Raw genomic sequence first — 18,861 nt, forward strand, 5'->3', positions numbered from 1 at the left:
TTTCTTGATGTTTACGAAGGAACAGCTCTATGCCGACAATACGCAGCGCACTTATCCCGGTGAAGCGAAGGAAGCGGCTTTTCTGCTTGGCGGGATCGGAACAGGCAATATATCCCTCGGCAGCAGGGGCGAACTGAGGGATTTTGAAATTTTCAATCATCCTGCAAAAGGAACCGCCTTGCCTAATACCTTCTTCGCGATTCGCGTAAAGCCGGAGGAGGGGACAGCGGTTTCCAGGGTGCTGGAGTCGAAGCTTCAGCCGCCGCATTCCTTGTCGCACGGCTATCATCCGCTGACAGCCGGCGGATTGCCTCGGCTGGAACGTTCGTCTCTGATTGGCGCATATCCCGTGGCCCGGGTCGCATTCGAGGACGCGATGCTTCCGGTCGGCGTGGAGTTGGAGGCGTTCACGCCAATGATCCCGCTTGAGCCGGACGATTCCGGCATACCGGCAGCCGTGTTATCGTATCGGGTTACGAATACGGGCGGTCAGCGTGTCGAGGTCGTTATTGCAGGCTCTCTCATGAATCCGGTAGGCGGCCTTTCCTACGACCGATTCGGAAACTTGCATCCGGACATGACCTGCGGAGGAAACGTAAACGAGTTTAGAAGGGCGGAGGAGGCGTCTGGTTTATATTTGCATTCAGAAAAGTGGGGCACCGGCGATTTACAGTACGGCAGCCTATCCCTTATGACGACAAACCGGAACGTGACCTATAAACGGGCTTGGCTGAGGGGAGCCTGGTATGATTTTTTGCAGGAATTTTGGGACGATTTCACGGAAGACGGACGTTTGAATGATCTCGGATACGATACGCCCTCGGCCGAGCATCGAACGGATACCGGATCGCTTGGCATAATAGAACGGCTTGAGCCCGGAGAGACGAAAGAATTTCGCTTTATACTGTCTTGGAGCTTTCCGAATCGGATGAACGGCTGGTATGAGCATGTAAGAGATAAGCGTCCCGGAAGGGAAACGGTCCGCAATCGTTACGCTGCCCGGTTCGTCGATTCCTGGGAAGCCGGTCAGTATATCATACGCCATTATGAGCGGCTTTACGGCGGCACATTGGCGTTCCGCGATGCGCTTCACGGGAGCACGCTGCCCGGCTACGTGATTGAAGCGTTGGCCGGAAATTTACCGGTGCTGCGCAGTACGACCTGTTTTTGGCTGGAGGACGGACGGTTTTTCGGCTATGAAGGAACGTTTGACGATTTGGGTTCGTGCGAAGGCACCTGCACCCACGTCTGGAACTACGCGCAATCATTAGCCTTTCTTTACCCGACGCTCGAGCAAAGCATGCGCCGGATCGAGTTTCTGGAAGAGCTTGATGAGAATGGGATGATGGCGTTCCGGGCGATGAAGACGTTCGATTGCGAATGGCGCTGGGAAGGGGCGAAAGCACCTGCGGCTGCGGACGGCCAGCTGGGCTCTATTATGCGGGTGTACCGCGAATGGAAGCTTTCGGGCGATTCGGCATTTCTTGCCGAGCTGTGGCCGCATGTGAAGCGTGCGCTTGATTTCGCATTAGCGCATTGGGATCTCGATGGGGACGCGGTATTGGACGGCAAGCAGCACAATACGTACGATATTGAATTTTATGGTCCGAATCCGTTGACTGGCTTTATGCTGCTCGGTGCGTTAAAGGCGGCATCGGCAATGGCTGAATCGATGGATGACGGCGAGGCGGCGGCCCGTTACAGGCTGCATGAGCAACGAAGCGCGTCGCGCCTTTCCGAGCTGACCTGGAACGGCGAGTATTTCGTCCAGCGTCTCGATGACGTCAATGCCCACAAGTACCAGCTCGGTTCGGGATGCTTGGCCGATCAGCTGTTCGGCCAGCAGCTCGCCCATCTGTACGGTCTTGGTTATTTAGCGGATGAAGAGCCAGTAAAAAGCGCCGTTCAAGCGGTCTATCGCCATAATTTCAAAACCGATTTCAGCAGTCACGCCAATTGCCAGCGCGCTTATGTGCTGCACGATGAGCAGGGACTGCTGATGTGCACGTGGCCGGAGGGAGGAAGGCCGAAGCTTCCTTTCGTATACTCCGATGAAGTATGGACCGGTGTCGAATATCATGTTGCCTCCACCTTGATTTACGAGGGCTTCGCGGACGAGGGCCTCTCAGTGGTTAAGGCCGTACGCGACCGGCATGACGGCTTCCGGAGAAATCCTTGGAATGAGGTGGAATGCGGTCATCATTACGCGCGTTCGATGGCGAGTTGGGGGCTGCTGATTGCCTTGAGCGGTTTCGAATTCGATATGGCGAATGGGGTCATGAAGTTCAATCCGGTTCTGCGGCAGGACGATTTCTCCACATTCTGGAGTACGGGGAAAGGCTGGGGCATCTACAAGCAAACGAAGCACCCTAACACGGGGGAACTCATCTTTTCGATTGATGTTCTATCTGGCGACATGAGTGGCGTCAGGGTAGAGGCTTGCAGTACTTGGATTGCATTATAAGGGAAATCATTCTAGAAGGCTGCGGGGTATTGGTCATTCAGACTGACAAGGAGGAATCATGAAATGAAGCGAATTAACTTGAAGGCGATCGGTTCCGGCATACTGGCAACGACGCTAATGCTTATGATAGCAATGCCCTCTTTCGCCGACGGGCTGCCGGCGCCGAAGGATACGGCTGCCTTCGAACTGACGGCAAGCAAAGCGACAAAGATAGCAAGAGTAACGGGGGCCAGTCAAGAAGGAGAGGCCGTACCGAATCCAAATCAGACGCATACGAACTACGCCTTGACGGCGACTGATCTGGGTATCATGTGGGATGCGACTACGGACAATGGCAGTAAAAAAGTAATGGTCGCATTCGGCGATTCCTACGACGATGGTTGGGGCGGCTTCGGAGGCGGCGGCAGCGGCGCGGGTTGGAGAAGCAATTTACTTGCGGTATCGGAGGATGCGGAACTCTCGGACGGCTTGTCCTTCTCTTCGATGATCATGGACAAGAATAAAGCCGGCTACTCCAAAGAAATCATCGGATCTGCCCATGATACATCCGGAAGCGGCGATTTCACCGCGATTCCTACTGCGGGAATTACCGTTGGCACAAGGCATTATATCCATTATATGCAGATCAAAAATTGGGGTGCTAACGGCCGCTGGAACACGAACTTCTCCGAAATCGCTTATTCCGATGACGAGGGTCAAAATTGGACGAAATCGGGCGTGAAGTGGAGCGGAACGAGCAAATTCGCCCAAGCTGCCTACGTTAAGGACGGCGGCTACGTCTATATGTTCGGAACGCCTGCTGGCCGATTCGACAGCGCCTACTTGGCAAGAGCGGCCGAAGGTGACATTCTCCTCAAGGAGCAATACGAATATTGGAACGGCTCGGGCTGGACGAAAAATAACGAAGCGGCGGCAGCCGCGGTCGTGGACGCTCCGGTCAGCGAATTATCCGTTGCGTATAATTCCTATTACGATAAGTGGATTATGACTTATTTGAATGAGAACCGCTATGCAATCGTCATGAGGAGCTCCTCTAGCTTGACGGAAGGCTGGTCCGCCGAGACCGAAATCGTTACAGGAACGGAATATCCGGGGCTGTACGGTGGGTTCATCCATCCTTGGACAAATGACGGCCAAGATTTGTATATGCTGATTTCGGAATGGGGGCCTTATAATGTATTCCTGATGCATGCCAAGCTGGACATCGGCACACCGATGCATAATCTTGTAGCAGACCCTTCCTTCGAGAAGCAGGCCTCGGAAACGATCGCTTCCCCATGGACGCTAGAAGCAGGAAAGGGCGGCATAGACCATGCGACGTTGTCGAGAGCGGGAAGCAACAACGTATGGCTGAGAAATACGGCTGGCTGGAATGCGATCACGCAAGTAGTAGACGTCGAAGCGAATACGGAATATATGCTTACCGGCTTCGTTAAGACCTCGCAAAACAATAATGCCGGCTATTTCGGCGTAAGGGATTCCGCAGGCGGCATTTTGAAGGAAACGAAATTCGAAAGGTTTGACAGTTATTCCAAACTATCGGTTCGTTTCAATTCCGGAAGCAACACGCAGGTGGAAATATTTACGGGCATGCACACGAACGGCGACACATGGATTCAAGCGGACGATTATTCGCTGCTACCTGTAGATACAACGCCTCCTGTCATCACCCTGCGCGGCAAAGCGGCGATTGAAGTGCCGCTAGGAGGCGCGTTTACCGATGAAGGCGCTTCGGCTTTCGATAGCGCGGGCGGCGATTTGTCACATAAAATCATCGTAGAGGGCAGCGTGGATCGAACAATCGTCGGGACTTATTCCCTGATCTATAAAGTGACGGACTCTGAAGGCAATGCAGCCGTTCCGGTCAAAAGGGAAGTAAAGGTTACGGGTGCGGCATACAGCGTAAGCGGAGTTTCCTTCACGGATGCCGAAGGAAAAGTCATCTCGAAACTTCCGAATAAAGGCTTCGTTACCGCCAGCGCAGACGTGAGAAACAACACGGGAGCAGCAAAAGCCGTTACGCTCGTTGCGGTCTTGTATAATAAAAAAGGCGAAGTCGAGAATGTATCCGGCGTAACGAAATCGCTAGCCTCGGGCGCGGAGGAAACTTTTACCGGGGGCTTTAAATTGCCGGGCAACAATGCCGGGTATAAGCTAAAAGTATTTATCGCGAACTCGTTGAAAGACCTGAAGCCTGTATCCAATTTAGCCGTATTGCAATAGGCAAGGATATTTCCCCTCCCGCTGATCATGGATAAGCGGGAGGGGATTATTTTTATTGATGACGGAAAAAAAACATGCTAATGTAAAATGTGAAATCGATTGCAGAACGGAAGCGGCGCTGCTGCTTTGAAGTGGGAGGCAAACATGAGTAAAAGTACGATTTATCAAATCGCAGAGCAGGTTGGCGTATCTCCTTCAACGGTTTCAAGAGCGCTTTCAGGCAATGGCTATTGCGGAAAAAGAACAAAAATGAAAATCATCGAGGCGGCCAAAGCATTAAATTATGCGCCCGACCAAGCTGCAAAAATGCTAAAAACCCGAAAAACGAATAAAATCATTTTTGCCGTACCTGACATTTGCAATCCTTTTTACTTCGATATGATTAACGGCATCAACCAAGTTGCGGAGGAGTACGGTTACTTGCTCATTCTGATTTATACGAAGCATCAGCTGTCGGAAGAGCTGAAGGCGATTCAGAACGTAAAGGAGAGAGTGGCAGACGGCATGATTATGGTTTCCTTTCATTTCTGCGAGGAAAATATTAAAGCGATTAACGAACTGTCATCGCCGGTCGTTTTGACCAATCAATTCGATTCGCCGGGAGGGGGAGACCGCTTTGATTACGTATACGTGGACACGTACGCGGGCACGAAGCAGGGGACGGAGCATCTGATCCAGCAGGGCATAGAGAGAATCGGTTTTATTGGCGGCTCCTTAAGCGAGCAAACAGGCATGCAAAGGTATGCCGGTTATCGTGATGCTTTGCTTGAGGGCGGAGTGCCGTACGCGGATGAGCTGGTCAAGGAATCTGATTATACGGAAGCCGGCGGCTACGAAGTTGCCAAGCGGCTTCTCTCGCAGCCGGATCGGCCTCAAGCCATCGTCGCGGCAAACGATTTGATGGCGATCGGTGTGATGCATGCCTGCGAGGAAGCCGGCTTGTCGGTCCCGCTCGATATGGCCATCGTCGGCATGGATAATCTCGATATCTCGTCGAGGGTGTACCCGAAGCTCACATCGGTTTCCCTTATGCAAGAGGAAATCGGGAGGCAGGCGGCGATGATACTGATGTATAGGCTGCATGGAAAGGCTATGGAAAGGAGCGCAATTAAAATTGTGCCGAGCCTTGTCGTAAGACAGTCGAGCATTTGGCGTACGGGCGATACAAAGTAGAGAAGCGGAGAGATCAAACAAGATGCTGAAGCAGAAGCTGATTGGACACATGAATCTGCAGAAAAAAATAACGTTGCTTCTCGTACTGTCTATTTTCATTCCGCTTACGCTGTTCGGCTATTTATTTTATCAAAGCTCGAATCAATTCGCGCAGGAACGTACGAATAAGGAGACGAATCAACTGCTTCATTTGGTCAATCAAAACGTTGATCGGCTGTTGAATGAATATGAAGCGCAATTAAATTCTATCTACGAGAACGAGAGTGTTATTTTACAGCTCAGTCAGATTAACCGGCAAGCAGTCGGAGCAGAGGCGCAGTTGTCTGCCGATTCGATAAACCGTTATTTGCGGAATTTTCTTCGTGGAAAGGATGACATCGACTCCATCTATTTATTTAGCGGGGAGAAGCTGTTTTTTGCCGATTTCAAAGGATCGCAATATTACGAGGAGCAATTTCGAGAGCATCCCGAGTGGCAGCAAACGGTACAGGAAGCAGGCGGGAAAGCGGTATGGATGCCGACATACGAGCTGCCCGTCAACCGTTACACCTATGAACCTTCCCATTATTTCTCGATCGGGATGCAGGTAAAGAACGTAGCCGATGTCATGCAGACGCTTGGATCCATTTATATCAATGTCAAAATTACAGCACTGGACCGATTGGCCAATCAAGTGAAGGTAAGCCCGGAAGGGACGCTGCTTATCGCCGACGGGGAAGGGCATGTGATCTGGCACCCGAACGCCGAAGCCTATAAGGAAACGCTGAAGGATATTCCCTTCTATGAAGATCTGCTTGCCAGACGTAAGCCGTTTTCGACGATCAGAATGAACGGGCAGCTATACCAAATGAGCTATATACAATCCGCGTACAACGATTGGTATTATGTATCGCTTATTCCAAACGCAGATTTGAAGGAGCAATCCAAGGAGCTTCGGCAATTTCTGATCGTAACGATCTTCGCCTTCGGCGCATCGTTCATCGTGCTGGCCTTATGGGTATCCAGGTTCATAACGAAGCCGATTAGACAGATGGCTGTTGCGATGAAGCAGGTCCACAAGGAAAACGTCGAATTTCAGCTGCCTGTTGCTTCCGAGGACGAAATCGGTCTGCTGAACGCGGCGTTCAATAGCATGGGCAGAAGAATCAATGATTTGATCCATGAGGTAAGGGTTGTATCCGAGAAGGAAAAGGAAGCGGAGGTGCGTGCGCTGCAGGCGCAAATTAATCCTCATTTCGTTTATAACTCGCTAGATACGATCAATTGGATGGCGATCGAACGGGATCAACATGATATCAGCTCGATGATCGCGGCGCTCAGCGACATAATGCGATATGCGATTCGTCCGGGAGAGCCGTTGATCGCACTGGAGGAGGAACTGAAATGGGCGCAAAACTACGCTTATTTGCAAAAGATGAGGTTCGAGGACCGGTTCGATATCCTTTTTAAAGTAGATGAAGCGCTGCTTCGGCATAAGGTACCCCGTCTGTTTTTGCAGCCGTACTTGGAAAATTCGATCTTGCACGGGATGGAGCATATCGAGGAGGGCGGTTTGATAACGGTTACCGTCTTGAAGGACAAGCATACCGGCGGCATCCGTGTTGAGCTGGCGGACAACGGGGGCGGCATCAAAGAAGACGAGCTCCACAGCATTATGCTTCGTCGAACGCACGGCATAGGCATCTATAATTTGGACGATCGTCTGAAGCTGGAATACGGCCCCGATTACGGCGTGAATATTCGGTCGGAGTGGGGAGAAGGAACCGTAGTTACCATCATACTCCCTCCGTATTCGAATGAGGATGCATGCAGCGAACAATAATGACAGTCGCAGGAGGATATCATGTATAAAGTTATTGTCGTTGATGACGAACCAAGGGTGCGAAGAGGGTTGCAATCCCTCATTCCGCAGCTGGATTCCGAGTGGACCGTAGCAGGATTAGCGGGCAATGGGATTGAGGCCATAGAGCTGGTTAGAAAAGAAATGCCCGATTTGGTCATTACCGACATCCGAATGCCGCTTATGAACGGGCTTGATTTACTAAGCGCATTAAAGGAGTACCCCGTACACGTCGTTATTTTATCGGGCTACGGTTATTTTGAATATGCGCAAACCGCCGTGAAATTCGGAGCCTTCGACTACTTGCTCAAGCCGGTCAAACCGGCGGAAATAAAAAACGTATTGCAGCGCGTGAAGGCGCATAAGCAAGAGCAAGGACCGGTGGCGGCCATATTGCCAAGTCCGGTTAATTACTCGAATTGGTGGAAAGAATGGTTATCGTCTGATCTGGGGGAATCGCAGGAGTACATGGATAAGCTGCGGCAGCAATTGCCCAAACAGGTTACGTGCTATCAGCTCATAGCTCTCGAGATCGACCGATACGACGACCTGATTATGGATGACCAATGGGGAGACAGGCAGCTTGTGTTATTTGCCGTTCGCAATGTCGTTCATGAGGTGCTGCCCGAGCTTGTAGCCGAGAGCTCGACCTTCTTATTCGCCAGCGGTCCGCAAATCTATTATTTGATCAACGATGGTTTATGCACGCTCGAGCAGTCCAAGCGCTTGATGGAAGAGGTGCGCAAATGGGTGAAGATTTCCATCTCGATCGGTGTCAGTGCCAGACTTGGTGATTTCATGGAGCTGCCGGAAGGCTTTCGGCAGGCAAAAGAAGCGCTGCAAAATAAATGGATATACGGAGACGGCATCGTCAGCCTGTACGAAGACGTGGCCTTGTTGAATCGCAAGGAACCGGGATATCCTACCGGGCTGGATGAAGTAATCGTGAGGTCGATCCGAACAGGGGAACGCGAGAATGCGCTGGAGGGATTGACCGGTTTCATGGATCGGATCAAGGAAGGGAGCATTCCCTTTCGCGTGTTCCGCCGGTTTTGCTTGCAGCTATTATCATCCGTTTATCGAATCGTCTATGAGCATAAGTTGAACGAAAATATCCTTAGGCAAATCCATCAGCCGCAGGATTTATTCCACCGCGATTTTTCAGCGGAGGAATTCGTCGGCTTTCTGACTGAGCTGATTAATCTGATCATCGAGTCGATGGAGTGGAATAAGCAGCATAAACAAAACCGTACAATCGAGAAGGTGATCGATTTCATTCGCAAAAATTATGCAAAGGATATTTCGCTGGATGACTTGGCCGTCCATGCGCAGATGAGCAGCAATTATTTAAGCACGTTCTTCAAGCAGGAGACGGGCGAGACGTTTATTGAATATGTAACTCGCCTTCGCATCGACAAAGCCAAAACGCTGATGATGAATGCCCAGCTGCGTCTTTATGAAATCGCCCAATTGGTCGGCTATCAGGATGTGAAATATTTCTCCCGGCTGTTCAAGCGAGCGGTGGGAGTTACGCCTGCGGAATACCGGCAGTTTTTTTATCGCAAGGAGGATTGATGAAATGATGGCCGGGTCTCAAACTGTAAAGCTGTTCCTATGCGCCGTGCTCCTGCTTCTGCTTTCCTCCTGCGGCAGCCATGTCGATTCTGAAGGGCCTATAATCGATAAGCTGCTTAAAGATTCATCGCCAGCGGATTCCAGCAAAAATAAAATTGAGCTTCGCTTATGGTCGTTTCATCAATCGCGCGAATATGATTTCTGGCAGTGGCTTGCCAAGGAATACGAAGCCGAGCACGAAAATATTAGCATCAAGGTTGAATTCGTAACAAGCGACGATTATTTCTCGAGAACGCGCTTGCTGTCTTCCTTTGCTTCGGGCCAAGGACCGGACCTGTTTTTTGTGTCCCCTGCGACGTTGGAGCGTTTTGTAAAGGCGGATATTTTGTATCCGTTGACGGACTCCTTTACTCCGGAAATGAAAATCGACTTTTATCCTTCGGCGTTGGAATCGGTGTCGGTAGGCGGCGATATTTATGCGGTACCTATTGAAACGGAATTGCTTGGACTTTTCTATAACAAGGAATTGTTCCGCAAGAGAGGCATAAAGCCTCCTTCAACTTGGCAAGAAATGAAGGAAGCGGCCAAACAGCTTACTACGAGCCGGGTGAGCGGATTGACGCTTGAAACGTTCGAAGGCGTTTATTTAAATTTCTCATGGCTCCCTTTCTTGTGGCAAACGGGCAGCGATTTGTTGACGGAAGACGGCAAAGGTTCGGCACTGTCAGGTGAAGCTTCTAAAGAAATGTACGCCTTTTTCAAAGATATGGTGAATCAAGGGCTGTTAAATATGAGACCGTCGAGGCCGGTAACGGATATCGGCATTATCGCGAACGGCGAAACGGCGATGCAAGTAAGCGGCACATGGAATATCCGCACGCTCGAGACTGAATTTGCCGATCAGCCGATCGGCGTCGTACCGCTCCCCGTTCCCGAAGGCGGAAGCCCGGTTACGATCGCCGGCGGTTGGAAGCTGGCCGCCAATAAGCAGAGCGAGCATGCGGAGGAAGCTGCTAAATTCATTATGTGGGCGCTGACTGGTGATCCCGCTATTCCTCTTAAATGGGTCAATGAGGTCAAATTCGCTTATTCGCCGCGCAAATCAGTCATGCAAGCGGGACTCAATAACTACCGCCAAGGATTGAGAGCGGTATTTACCGATCAAATATTCGGCACAGAGCAGGAAGAACCTCAGCTTCCGGAAGAAATAAACCGAATATTTTCCGATTCCTTGCAGCAGCTGCTATTCAGTGACAAGAGCGCTCCGCAAATTCAGGAGCAAGCGGATGCAAGAATCAAAAAGTATTTGGAGGAAGTCATAAATTAGTCCACCCTCCGTAAATATTTCCCGTTATATGCCCCAGCCCAAGTGGATTACACTTGGGCTATATTCATGGAAAGGGGTTATTATCAAATGGGGAAAAGTTGGAAAACAGTTGGTTTTGCGTTATTGACAATGATGCTGCTTCTGCAGGTCGCATGCGGCAATTCGAACAATGGAGGAGAGCAAACGGGCAATAAGGCTGCCGATTCGGGACAAACGGCAGACGCGGGCAAGAAGGTCAAACTGAAATTTTGGGACTTCCACTCGGAGAAAGAAGAGGAGTTTTTCAGAGGCTTGGTTGAGGAGTACAACAAAACTCAGGATAACGTCGTCATTGAGTATTCCACTTTCAACCAAACGGATTATACAACAACGAAGCTGCCAACAGGGTTTGCTTCCGGCGAAGGTCCGGACATTTATATGATAAGTCCCGGTGATTTTATGAAGTTTTCCAAATCCGGCTTGATGGCTGATTTATCGTCTTATTTCCCTGAAGGGGCCAAGGAGGATTTCCTGCCTGCATCGCTCGATGCGGTAACGGTCGACGGCAAGATTTTGGCCCTGCCTTACGAGCTTGAGCTTCTCGGTCTTTATTATAACGAGCAGATGCTGAAGGACGCGGGCGTGGAGGTTCCGAAAACATGGGACGAACTGTACGCCGCTTCGAAGAAGCTGACGACGGATAAGGTGTCCGGCTTGATTTTGCCACCGGATAAAGGGCCTTATTTCAACTTCATCTGGTATCCGTTCCTATGGCAGCAAGGCGGCGACGTCTTGAACGATGAGGGTACGGCATCGACCTTCAATACGCCGGAAACGGCGAAAGCGCTTGACTTCTGGGGACGATTCTTCAAAGAAGGCATTTCGCCGACAAAGCTTCAACAAGGTCCGTGGGAGATCGATCACATCGGCAAGAAAACGGCAGCGATGCAAATCGTCGGTACTTGGGCAATCAATCGTGCGGAGGAAGTGTTCGGCGATGTACCGATTAACGTAGCGCCGCTGCCGATTCCGGAAGGCGGAAAGGCGGCAACGGATGCGGGCGGCTGGAAATTTGCGGTCAACGGAAAAAGCAAGCACGTAGACGAAGCGGCTAAATTCATTATGTGGGCATTCGCCGGGGATCCGGAACGCGCTCTGGAGTGGTGCACGGAAATCAAATTTGCTTATTCCCCGCGCAAGTCCGTTGTGGAGAAGGGGAATGAGGTTTACAACAAAGGAATGCGCAAAGTGTTCACGGAGCAAATTTACGACTCCGCCATACCGGAGCCGCGATACCCCTCTGAGGTTCTTGACGTTGTAGGCGACGCGATGCAGTACGTGATGTTCGGAAAAACGGACGGCGCCGGCGCAGCGCAGCAGGTTGACGGGAAAATTAACGAGGCGATTCAAGCGGCTAACAAATAATACGAAGCCGTATCTAAACGGATGGTCTGGCAGCGAACCGCAATAGCGGATCGCTGCCTGCGCCTATCCAACCCGAAGGAGGATGGATGTTCAGTGACTCCAAAGCGAATAAGTGACAGGACGAGGAATGAGTGGGTCACGGCTTATGCTTTTTTGCTCCCTAACACATTAGGTTTGCTGACGTTTGTATTTATACCGATCGTATATGCCTTTTATGTCAGCTTGCATGACTGGAATGCGCTAAGCCCGAAGGTGTTCTCAGGCTTCGCTAATTATAAGGAACTGCTGCGCGATCAATTATGGTGGAATTCCGTTCTTAAGACGCTGTTGTTCACCGTGATTTACGTCCCGTCTCTTTATGTGCTATCTCTAGGATCGGCTCTGCTGCTGAACGCCTTGAAGGGAAGGCTCGTAGGGCCGGTAAGAACGATGTTTCTCATGCCGTTCGCCATTACTTCCATCATATCCGCGATCATCGGCATGTACATGCTGGATCCTCGAAACGGCGTCATTAACCATTTGCTCGGGTTTGCAGGCATTGGCCCGCAGCAGTTTCTTGGCTCGACTTCGCAGGCTATGCTCAGCATTATAGGAGTAATTCTATGGATAAATATCGGCTATAACATGATTATTTTTCTATCCGCCATTAAGGAAATTCCGAGGGATTATTACGAAGCGGCTCAAATCGACGGCGCTACGGGCTGGAAAGCGTTCCGCTGGATTACGTTTCCGCTGCTGGCCGAGACGAGCACCTTCATCCTAATCGTAACCATGATCGGCTCCTTTCAGGCGTTCGACCAGATTGTTGTCATGACCAAGGGAGGCCCCGCTAACGCAACAGAAGTGAGCGTTCTTTATATATTCAAGCAGGGCTTCGAACTGTTGAATATGGGGTATGCTTCCGCGCTGGCCTTCGTTTTGTTCCTTATTATATTTTGTTTGTCCATTATCCAGTTAAAGCTCCTCTCCTTGAGGAAATAGGCGGTGAAGACTTTGAAATTAAACAATCGAATCCTATTGCCGTCTATCGCGGTTCTATTAGGCCTTGTAATGATTTTTCCGATTTATTTGCTCGTGATCAGCTCTTTGCGTTCCGAAACAAACGTATTCGACTTTAATTTATTGCCTACCGGGTTTGAATTCAGCAACTTTACAGAAGCATGGATAGGCTCGGGGCTGCCCCGTTCGATTGCCAACTCCTTCATCGTTTCCGCCACGGTAACCGCCGTTGCGATGATCTTTCATGCCATGTCGGGTTATGCGCTGGCACGGTTTCGTTTCCCTGGGAAAGCGATCATGTTCGCTTGGATGTTAAGCACGCTCATGGTGCCTTTCGCAGTCATCATGATCCCGCTCTATCTGATTACGAAAAATTTAGGGTTAGCGAACTCGTATGCCGGCCTTATTATCCCTTCGATTTTTAATGCCTACGGTATTTTCTTATTCCGTCAGTTTTATATGGATTTTCCGAAGGAGCTGGAGGAGGCTGGTTATATGGAGGGCCTCAGCTTGTCGGGCGCGTTCTTCCGCTTGGCGTTGCCGTTGTCCGTTCCGATTATGGTGCCGCTGACGATCGGTTTCTTCCTGACGAATTGGAATGCATATATGTGGCCGCTAATCATTACGCAGGACGAGAAGCTGTGGGTCGTGCAGCAGCGGCTCGCTCACCTGGTGGGCGGTGGTTATTTTACGCCATGGAACGTCGTCCTTGCTGCTGCCGTCATTGTCGCCGTTCCGACCTTTATCCTGTTTTTTGTCGCGCAGAAGTATTTGGTTGAAGGCATTAAAATGAGCGGTATCAAATAACCGGGAAATATAGCGGCTCGCCTCAGAATAAGCGCCTTACTTGCAGTTTGAGTAGGTGCTTTTTTTTGTCCGAAATACGTATATCGAACATTTGTTTGGTGACAACCTATGACGCAATGAGATAGTATAATAGGTAGAGCTAGCGAACATTTATCACCTTACAAAAAGGATCGTGAGAAGGCATGTCGGGCGGCAAGTTCGAAGGGTATAAAGTATCGTTCAAAATTGGTTCCTACCATACTTACGTTTATATGAAGCCGGAATACTATGAGAAATGGAAATTCGAGCGCGACTCGCGAATTCAGGATGTACGGGTAGAAGAGGTTGAGATTAAGCTGTCGTATTTCTTGAAAGGCTTGGACAAGCAGTAGTGGCGAGGGGAACGGGATGACGAAACGGCAACGAAGAGCAAGCTGCTTGGTAATCGTTATTATTTTGCTGCTACTGCCTGCCTGCCGAGTTTCGACTGCCGAAGGGTTGGTGACAACAGCCGGCAAGCTAAGCGTGCATTTCATCGATGTCGGGCAAGGGGCTTCACAGCTCATTATTGGTCCGACGGGAAAGACGATGCTGATCGACGGTGGAAATAATAGCGAAGAAGCGAAAATGGTCGCGTACCTTCAGCGTCAGCAAGTGAGCAAGGTCGATATTTTGATCGCAACGCATCCCGATGCGGATCATGTAGGCGGATTGGATGCCGTTATTAATCATTTCGATATAGGCAAGATCTACATGCCTAAGGTTCAATCCAATACGAAGACGTTCGAGGATGTACTGAAAGCGATTAAAGCGAAGTCGCTAAAGGTATCTACAGCGAAAGCCGGGCTAACATTGGAGTGGGAACAGGATGTAGAAGTCCTTATGCTCGCTCCCGTTGGGGTTTATGGGGAAACGAATGAAATGAGCGCAGTCGTGAAGCTGAGCTATGGGGAAAATTCATTTCTGCTAACCGGCGATGCCGAAGGGGAGAGCGAAAGCGATATGATGAAGTCGGGCTTCAGCTTGAAGGCGGATGTGCTGCTTGTTGGTCATCACGGATCCCATTCATCGACCTCTACAAGCTGGCTGAAGAACGTGCAGCCGCAGTATGCGGTCATCCAATCCGGGCCGAACAATTACGGTCACCCTGCAAGCGAAGTGCTCGGCAGGCTTAAGAAGCAAGGCTCGGACGTCTTACGTACGGATGAGGTAGGGAACATTATATTTATTTCGGACGGCGAGACTTTAAAAGTTAATCATACCGACTCGTTGAAGGACGCTGAGAAAACGGCAATTACGAACAATAAGGAAATAAAGCAGAACGTGTATGAGAGCTGCGCAGCGGTCAGGGATGCGGGCAAATCACAAATACGCCGAGGAGACCCCGGCTTTAATGCGAAGCTGGATCGAGACGGCGATGGGGTAGCTTGCGAATAAGGTTACGTAGGGAGGTTGCACCTTATGACTGGAATTGTGGATCGTTTCGAAGGCGATTATGCCATAATCGAAATGGACGGACAACTGCATGAAGTAAAGAGCGAGCAGCTTGAAAGCCGCGTTCGAGTTGGCGATGTCGTTAAATGGTGCGGAGACCTATGGTCGACCGATAAACAAGCTACTGAAGCTCGGAAGGAGAACGTAAAGCAGTTGATGGATGAAGTATGGGACGACTAATCGCTGCAACTCGGAAGCTAGTCATGATGGAGGTGGATACGAGTGAGCTTTGAACTAAATAATGATTGGTCGCAGCAGCTGGAACAGGAGTTGCTTAAGCCGTATTTTCAGCAGATGCTGGCTATTCTAGACCAGAAGTACAACGATGGAATCGTATATCCGGCGAAGGAATATATATTTAACGCTCTTCACTATACACCCTATAAAGCAGTGAAGGTCGTAATTCTTGGTCAAGACCCTTATCACGGGGAAGGGCAAGCGCATGGATTAAGCTTCTCGGTAAGGCAGGGAGTGAAGACGCCGCCATCGCTGCAAAATATTTATAAGGAGCTTCAGTCGGACATCGGTTGTACCATACCCGATCATGGCTGCCTGGAGCATTGGGCGAAGCAAGGGGTTCTGCTGCTGAATACGGTGCTGACCGTAGAAGGGGGCAATCCTAATTCACATCAGCGAATCGGATGGGAGACCTTCACGGATGCCGTCATTGATGCGCTGAATAAACGTGAGACGCCGGTCGTATTCATCCTTTGGGGTAATCACGCTCAAGCGAAAGCAGCGAATATTCGAGCGGACAAGCATTACATCATCGCCTCGTCGCATCCAAGTCCCTTAGCGGCGCGCAGAGGATTCTTCGGCAGCAAACCGTTCTCGCGAACGAATACCTTCCTAGCGAGCATTGGCAGCGCGGAAATCGATTGGCAAATTCCAAGCCAAGCAGAGGCGACACAGGAAAGCTTTGTTTTTTAGAAAAAAAGGCTTCTCGCCGTAATCCGATGTTGCAATCGGATCGCGGGAGAAGCCTTTATCATGTTACTAGGAGACAGGGGAGACTTCGCTCGAGCTTGTGCCAGCGCTATCCGAAGTTCCTCCGCCTTCTGAGCTGGCGATAACGGGCTCGTAAGCCGCATCAACATAAGTCGAAACTTGGACATCCGTAATGACTTGAGGGTACATTTTGTCCGGATCCGGCAGTGTGGCTTCTAGTCTAAGTATCGCTTGCTTGCCTTCAAACGCGATGGAAGCAATTCGAATGCCATAGCCAGGATGAGGTACTTGCGCCGTTACGGTTACTTTGTTCACGTCGCCATTAACCGGAGCTACTGTCAGCTTGGCATCGATGATCGGATCCGGCGTAGGTTCTGGCGGAATAATCTCCTCCGCGTTCTTTACGAACTGGATGCTGTCATATAGCCAGCCCGCTGCATCGCCGCGCGTAATGTTCTTCTTCGGGTAGAACTTGTTCGCGCTATCCAACTGCGCAATTTTGCTAATCAGGAGCTTCTGGATGCTGTCCATGTATGCGGTATTAACGTCTGCTTCATCGGCGATCATCATGAATATTTCAATAAAGGCATAATCGCCTTTCGTCGAAATCGCCTTGAACAGGTGATGAGCGAATTGCTCTCTCGTCATGACGTCGTTGGCTTTGACGTCCTTAGGAACTTCAAGACCATAGAACGCAGCAATGACGAACGCTTGGGAATACCAAGCATCATCCTTCAAATTCGGGAACGAATCGGTCGCTTTCGGCTCTTTGATAAAACGGACATGGTCCAGGTTAAGATCTAGGCCCCTGACGATTAAAGAAATGCCGGAAGCGTAATTGAGATTGCCTTGCGGGTTAAAATTGTCGCTTTGCCCTACGCCGCTAAGTAAGCCGAGTTTCTTGAGCTCTGTTATTTTCGCCTCGTTAGGGTCGTTCTTGACATCCTTAAACGCCCACACCGTTTGTCCGAGCGCAAGTAGCAGCACGGCTATTATTGTGAACGTCAGTAAAGATTTTTTCTTCATCACTATCACCTCGTTTATGATTTGCTGCAGCACTTATTTGACGAACCATTTGCTGTTATTGTTGCAGATAAAGGCAAATTTGATATCAAGGTAATAAAAATAGACGAGCGCAAAACTTTTTTTGAAAAATGTTTATAATGAGATGTATAAATACCTATGACAGATCACAAAATAACCTCACATCCAAGAAAGGAGTGAGCATAAATGAGCAGACAAAGTTCAAACTCTTTGATTGTACCACAAGCGAAGCAAGCCATTAATCAGTTGAAGATGGAAGCAGCACAACAACTAGGCGTGCAGTTCTCCCAAGACGGATACAATGGCAACTTATCGACTCGCGAAGCTGGATCTGTTGGTGGTTACATCACTAAAAAATTGGTTCAAATCGCTGAGCAACAAATTAGCGGCGGCAACCGTTAGTAACACCTGATGTGACCTTGTACGACTAGAAAAATAACCCCCGAATCATCCTATAATAAGATGGTGAAGGGGTTATTTTAGTTATCCGGTTCTGAGTAAAGAAATAAGAAAAAGCCCTTATCGAATAAGGGCTTAATAGTTGAGTTATGGTGATCTGTAGTGGGTTCGAACCACTGACCCCTACCCTGTCAAGATAGTGCTCTCCCAGCTGAGCTAACAGATCACAGTGCATTAGCGACAATTAATAATATATCAGGATCACAAACCGAAGTCAACCATAATATTCATTTTTCTTGAAAAACAAATATGTACAAACAGAACTGCCCTTAACGAGGTTAAGGGCAGCCCATTCGTTCATACATTAGCAGCCTTTTCCAAAGCCGCCGACTACTCCGCAGCTACAAGCAATGATAACCAAAAGGATGAACAGAACTAGGATAAAACCGATATTGTTGTTGAAGGCGCCGCCTACACATCCAGACATTATACGATGCACCTCCTTGTCATAAAGTACTCTGTAATGTATGACAACCATTGCTATTGTGATTGGGTGTTTGTTAGGGAGGTTAATCATAACCGGCATTTGCCTAATGAAAACGTATTCTAAAACCGCAGCCTGCCGCATAAACATACAGAAAGCGTGCAGGAGGCGGTATCGGTTGGCGGAGCAGTATGCGTATTTGGCTATTTGGCTGATTGGCATGTTCGGGATTATCGGCATTGTCATTGGAAGTGTCGCCAAGTTTGTAAGGGACGACTCGCTTGCTTACGACGAGCAGTTCATTTGGAGAAGAAAGCTAGGGAAGGATGGATCTAAGAAGCGCTAAGTTAATCGGAAGTCCGGGAGATCCGTCTGGACAAAATATAAGCATGCAAACAAGAAGAACCGGCCGCAGCCGGTTCTTCTTGTTTGTTGCGTTCCTATTACGGCTTAGAACGTCGGTAAGCTATCTAGATTATTATCTGTTCGTCCGTCCGGTACAGACCGTATATGCTCTTCTTTGTCGCGGCCGCGGAACAGCTGAAGGTTTTGGATCTCGTTATTGCGGACCATCGATTGCGCGGTCAAATAGTCCACCACATTGCCGGACGATAGCTTGAATTCGACGATGCTGCCGTCGCCGTTTTTTCTTACGGCTACTACTTGTTCTTGCCCGTTATTTTGTTCCATTGTTATCATCC

General features: G+C 49.7%; 17 protein-coding genes and 1 tRNA gene. 15 read left to right on the plus strand and 3 right to left on the minus strand.

The features are described 5' to 3' along the window. Nucleotides 1-7: 7 nt before the first annotated feature. From J2T14_RS08045 to J2T14_RS08105, 13 genes are all read left to right on the plus strand, one after another. A complete protein-coding gene (locus J2T14_RS08045; protein ID WP_307469649.1) occupies nucleotides 8-2,464 on the plus strand; it encodes a GH116 family glycosyl-hydrolase in 2,457 nt (818 codons plus the stop codon). A 63-nt stretch (nucleotides 2,465-2,527) separates the two neighbouring features. Further along, nucleotides 2,528-4,687, plus strand: coding sequence for a DUF4185 domain-containing protein (locus tag J2T14_RS08050; protein WP_307469652.1), 2,160 nt, complete (start codon nucleotides 2,528-2,530; stop codon nucleotides 4,685-4,687). Between the two features lie 144 nt (nucleotides 4,688-4,831). Continuing rightward, nucleotides 4,832-5,860 carry a LacI family DNA-binding transcriptional regulator gene (locus tag J2T14_RS08055; RefSeq protein ID WP_307469655.1) on the plus strand — a complete coding sequence of 343 codons (1,029 nt, stop codon included), beginning with the start codon at nucleotides 4,832-4,834 and terminating at the stop codon, nucleotides 5,858-5,860. A 22-nt stretch (nucleotides 5,861-5,882) separates the two neighbouring features. Further along, nucleotides 5,883-7,682, plus strand: a complete 1,800-nt coding sequence (locus tag J2T14_RS08060; RefSeq protein WP_307469658.1) for a cache domain-containing sensor histidine kinase — start codon at nucleotides 5,883-5,885, stop codon at nucleotides 7,680-7,682. A gap of 21 nt (nucleotides 7,683-7,703) precedes the next feature. Continuing rightward, on the plus strand, nucleotides 7,704-9,275 hold the full coding sequence (locus J2T14_RS08065; RefSeq protein WP_307469660.1) for a response regulator: 1,572 nt from the start codon (nucleotides 7,704-7,706) through the stop codon (nucleotides 9,273-9,275). Nucleotides 9,276-9,279: 4 nt separating this feature from the next. Beyond that, nucleotides 9,280-10,602 carry an ABC transporter substrate-binding protein gene (locus tag J2T14_RS08070; RefSeq protein WP_307469663.1) on the plus strand — a complete coding sequence of 441 codons (1,323 nt, stop codon included), beginning with the start codon at nucleotides 9,280-9,282 and terminating at the stop codon, nucleotides 10,600-10,602. 87 nt (nucleotides 10,603-10,689) lie between these two features. Continuing rightward, complete coding sequence (locus J2T14_RS08075) at nucleotides 10,690-12,006, plus strand: ABC transporter substrate-binding protein (protein WP_307469666.1); 1,317 nt, start codon at nucleotides 10,690-10,692, stop codon at nucleotides 12,004-12,006. Between the two features lie 93 nt (nucleotides 12,007-12,099). Beyond that, nucleotides 12,100-12,987, plus strand: coding sequence for a carbohydrate ABC transporter permease (locus J2T14_RS08080; RefSeq protein WP_307469668.1), 888 nt, complete (start codon nucleotides 12,100-12,102; stop codon nucleotides 12,985-12,987). 12 nt (nucleotides 12,988-12,999) lie between these two features. Continuing rightward, nucleotides 13,000-13,812, plus strand: coding sequence for a carbohydrate ABC transporter permease (locus tag J2T14_RS08085; RefSeq protein WP_307469670.1), 813 nt, complete (start codon nucleotides 13,000-13,002; stop codon nucleotides 13,810-13,812). A 182-nt stretch (nucleotides 13,813-13,994) separates the two neighbouring features. Beyond that, a complete protein-coding gene (locus J2T14_RS08090) occupies nucleotides 13,995-14,183 on the plus strand; it encodes a hypothetical protein (RefSeq protein ID WP_307203842.1) in 189 nt (62 codons plus the stop codon). Between the two features lie 16 nt (nucleotides 14,184-14,199). After that, the gene (locus J2T14_RS08095) at nucleotides 14,200-15,228 is read left to right on the plus strand and encodes an MBL fold metallo-hydrolase (RefSeq protein ID WP_307469673.1); all 1,029 of its coding nucleotides are present in this window, start codon (nucleotides 14,200-14,202) and stop codon (nucleotides 15,226-15,228) included. Nucleotides 15,229-15,252: 24 nt separating this feature from the next. After that, the gene (locus J2T14_RS08100; RefSeq protein ID WP_307203844.1) at nucleotides 15,253-15,465 is read left to right on the plus strand and encodes a DUF3006 domain-containing protein; all 213 of its coding nucleotides are present in this window, start codon (nucleotides 15,253-15,255) and stop codon (nucleotides 15,463-15,465) included. A gap of 42 nt (nucleotides 15,466-15,507) precedes the next feature. Further along, complete coding sequence (locus J2T14_RS08105; protein WP_307203846.1) at nucleotides 15,508-16,215, plus strand: uracil-DNA glycosylase; 708 nt, start codon at nucleotides 15,508-15,510, stop codon at nucleotides 16,213-16,215. Nucleotides 16,216-16,281: 66 nt separating this feature from the next. Here the strand turns inward: J2T14_RS08105 and J2T14_RS08110 are convergent, their stop codons facing one another. Then, on the minus strand, nucleotides 16,282-17,259 hold the full coding sequence (locus J2T14_RS08110) for an S-layer homology domain-containing protein (RefSeq protein WP_307469676.1): 978 nt from the start codon (nucleotides 17,257-17,259) through the stop codon (nucleotides 16,282-16,284). Between the two features lie 204 nt (nucleotides 17,260-17,463). On the opposite strand from J2T14_RS08110, the gene J2T14_RS08115 reads away from it, so the two are divergent. After that, nucleotides 17,464-17,679 carry an alpha/beta-type small acid-soluble spore protein gene (locus J2T14_RS08115; protein ID WP_307469680.1) on the plus strand — a complete coding sequence of 72 codons (216 nt, stop codon included), beginning with the start codon at nucleotides 17,464-17,466 and terminating at the stop codon, nucleotides 17,677-17,679. 147 nt (nucleotides 17,680-17,826) lie between these two features. Here the strand turns inward: J2T14_RS08115 and J2T14_RS08120 are convergent. Further along, nucleotides 17,827-17,902: transfer RNA gene (locus J2T14_RS08120), tRNA-Val, on the minus strand. A gap of 436 nt (nucleotides 17,903-18,338) precedes the next feature. Here J2T14_RS08120 and J2T14_RS08125 point away from each other — a divergent pair. Then, on the plus strand, nucleotides 18,339-18,506 hold the full coding sequence (locus J2T14_RS08125; protein WP_307203849.1) for a hypothetical protein: 168 nt from the start codon (nucleotides 18,339-18,341) through the stop codon (nucleotides 18,504-18,506). 104 nt (nucleotides 18,507-18,610) lie between these two features. On the opposite strand, the gene J2T14_RS08130 is transcribed toward J2T14_RS08125, so the two are convergent. Beyond that, on the minus strand, nucleotides 18,611-18,850 hold the full coding sequence (locus tag J2T14_RS08130; RefSeq protein WP_307203851.1) for a DUF3892 domain-containing protein: 240 nt from the start codon (nucleotides 18,848-18,850) through the stop codon (nucleotides 18,611-18,613). Between the last annotated feature and the right edge of the window lie 11 nt (nucleotides 18,851-18,861).

The sequence above is a fragment of the Paenibacillus harenae genome (genome assembly GCF_030812415.1).
Lineage (GTDB): Bacteria > Bacillota > Bacilli > Paenibacillales > Paenibacillaceae > Pristimantibacillus > Pristimantibacillus harenae_A.

Coding starts and splice junctions, on each gene's coding strand:
- J2T14_RS08045 (WP_307469649.1), top strand. CDS start 8: ATGTTTACGAAGGAACAGCTCTATGCCGACAATACGCAGCGCACTTAT.
- J2T14_RS08050 (WP_307469652.1), top strand. CDS start 2,528: ATGAAGCGAATTAACTTGAAGGCGATCGGTTCCGGCATACTGGCAACG.
- J2T14_RS08055 (WP_307469655.1), top strand. CDS start 4,832: ATGAGTAAAAGTACGATTTATCAAATCGCAGAGCAGGTTGGCGTATCT.
- J2T14_RS08060 (WP_307469658.1), top strand. CDS start 5,883: ATGCTGAAGCAGAAGCTGATTGGACACATGAATCTGCAGAAAAAAATA.
- J2T14_RS08065 (WP_307469660.1), top strand. CDS start 7,704: ATGTATAAAGTTATTGTCGTTGATGACGAACCAAGGGTGCGAAGAGGG.
- J2T14_RS08070 (WP_307469663.1), top strand. CDS start 9,280: ATGATGGCCGGGTCTCAAACTGTAAAGCTGTTCCTATGCGCCGTGCTC.
- J2T14_RS08075 (WP_307469666.1), top strand. CDS start 10,690: ATGGGGAAAAGTTGGAAAACAGTTGGTTTTGCGTTATTGACAATGATG.
- J2T14_RS08090 (WP_307203842.1), top strand. CDS start 13,995: ATGTCGGGCGGCAAGTTCGAAGGGTATAAAGTATCGTTCAAAATTGGT.
- J2T14_RS08095 (WP_307469673.1), top strand. CDS start 14,200: ATGACGAAACGGCAACGAAGAGCAAGCTGCTTGGTAATCGTTATTATT.
- J2T14_RS08100 (WP_307203844.1), top strand. CDS start 15,253: ATGACTGGAATTGTGGATCGTTTCGAAGGCGATTATGCCATAATCGAA.
- J2T14_RS08110 (WP_307469676.1), bottom strand. CDS start 17,259: ATGAAGAAAAAATCTTTACTGACGTTCACAATAATAGCCGTGCTGCTA.
- J2T14_RS08115 (WP_307469680.1), top strand. CDS start 17,464: ATGAGCAGACAAAGTTCAAACTCTTTGATTGTACCACAAGCGAAGCAA.
- J2T14_RS08130 (WP_307203851.1), bottom strand. CDS start 18,850: ATGGAACAAAATAACGGGCAAGAACAAGTAGTAGCCGTAAGAAAAAAC.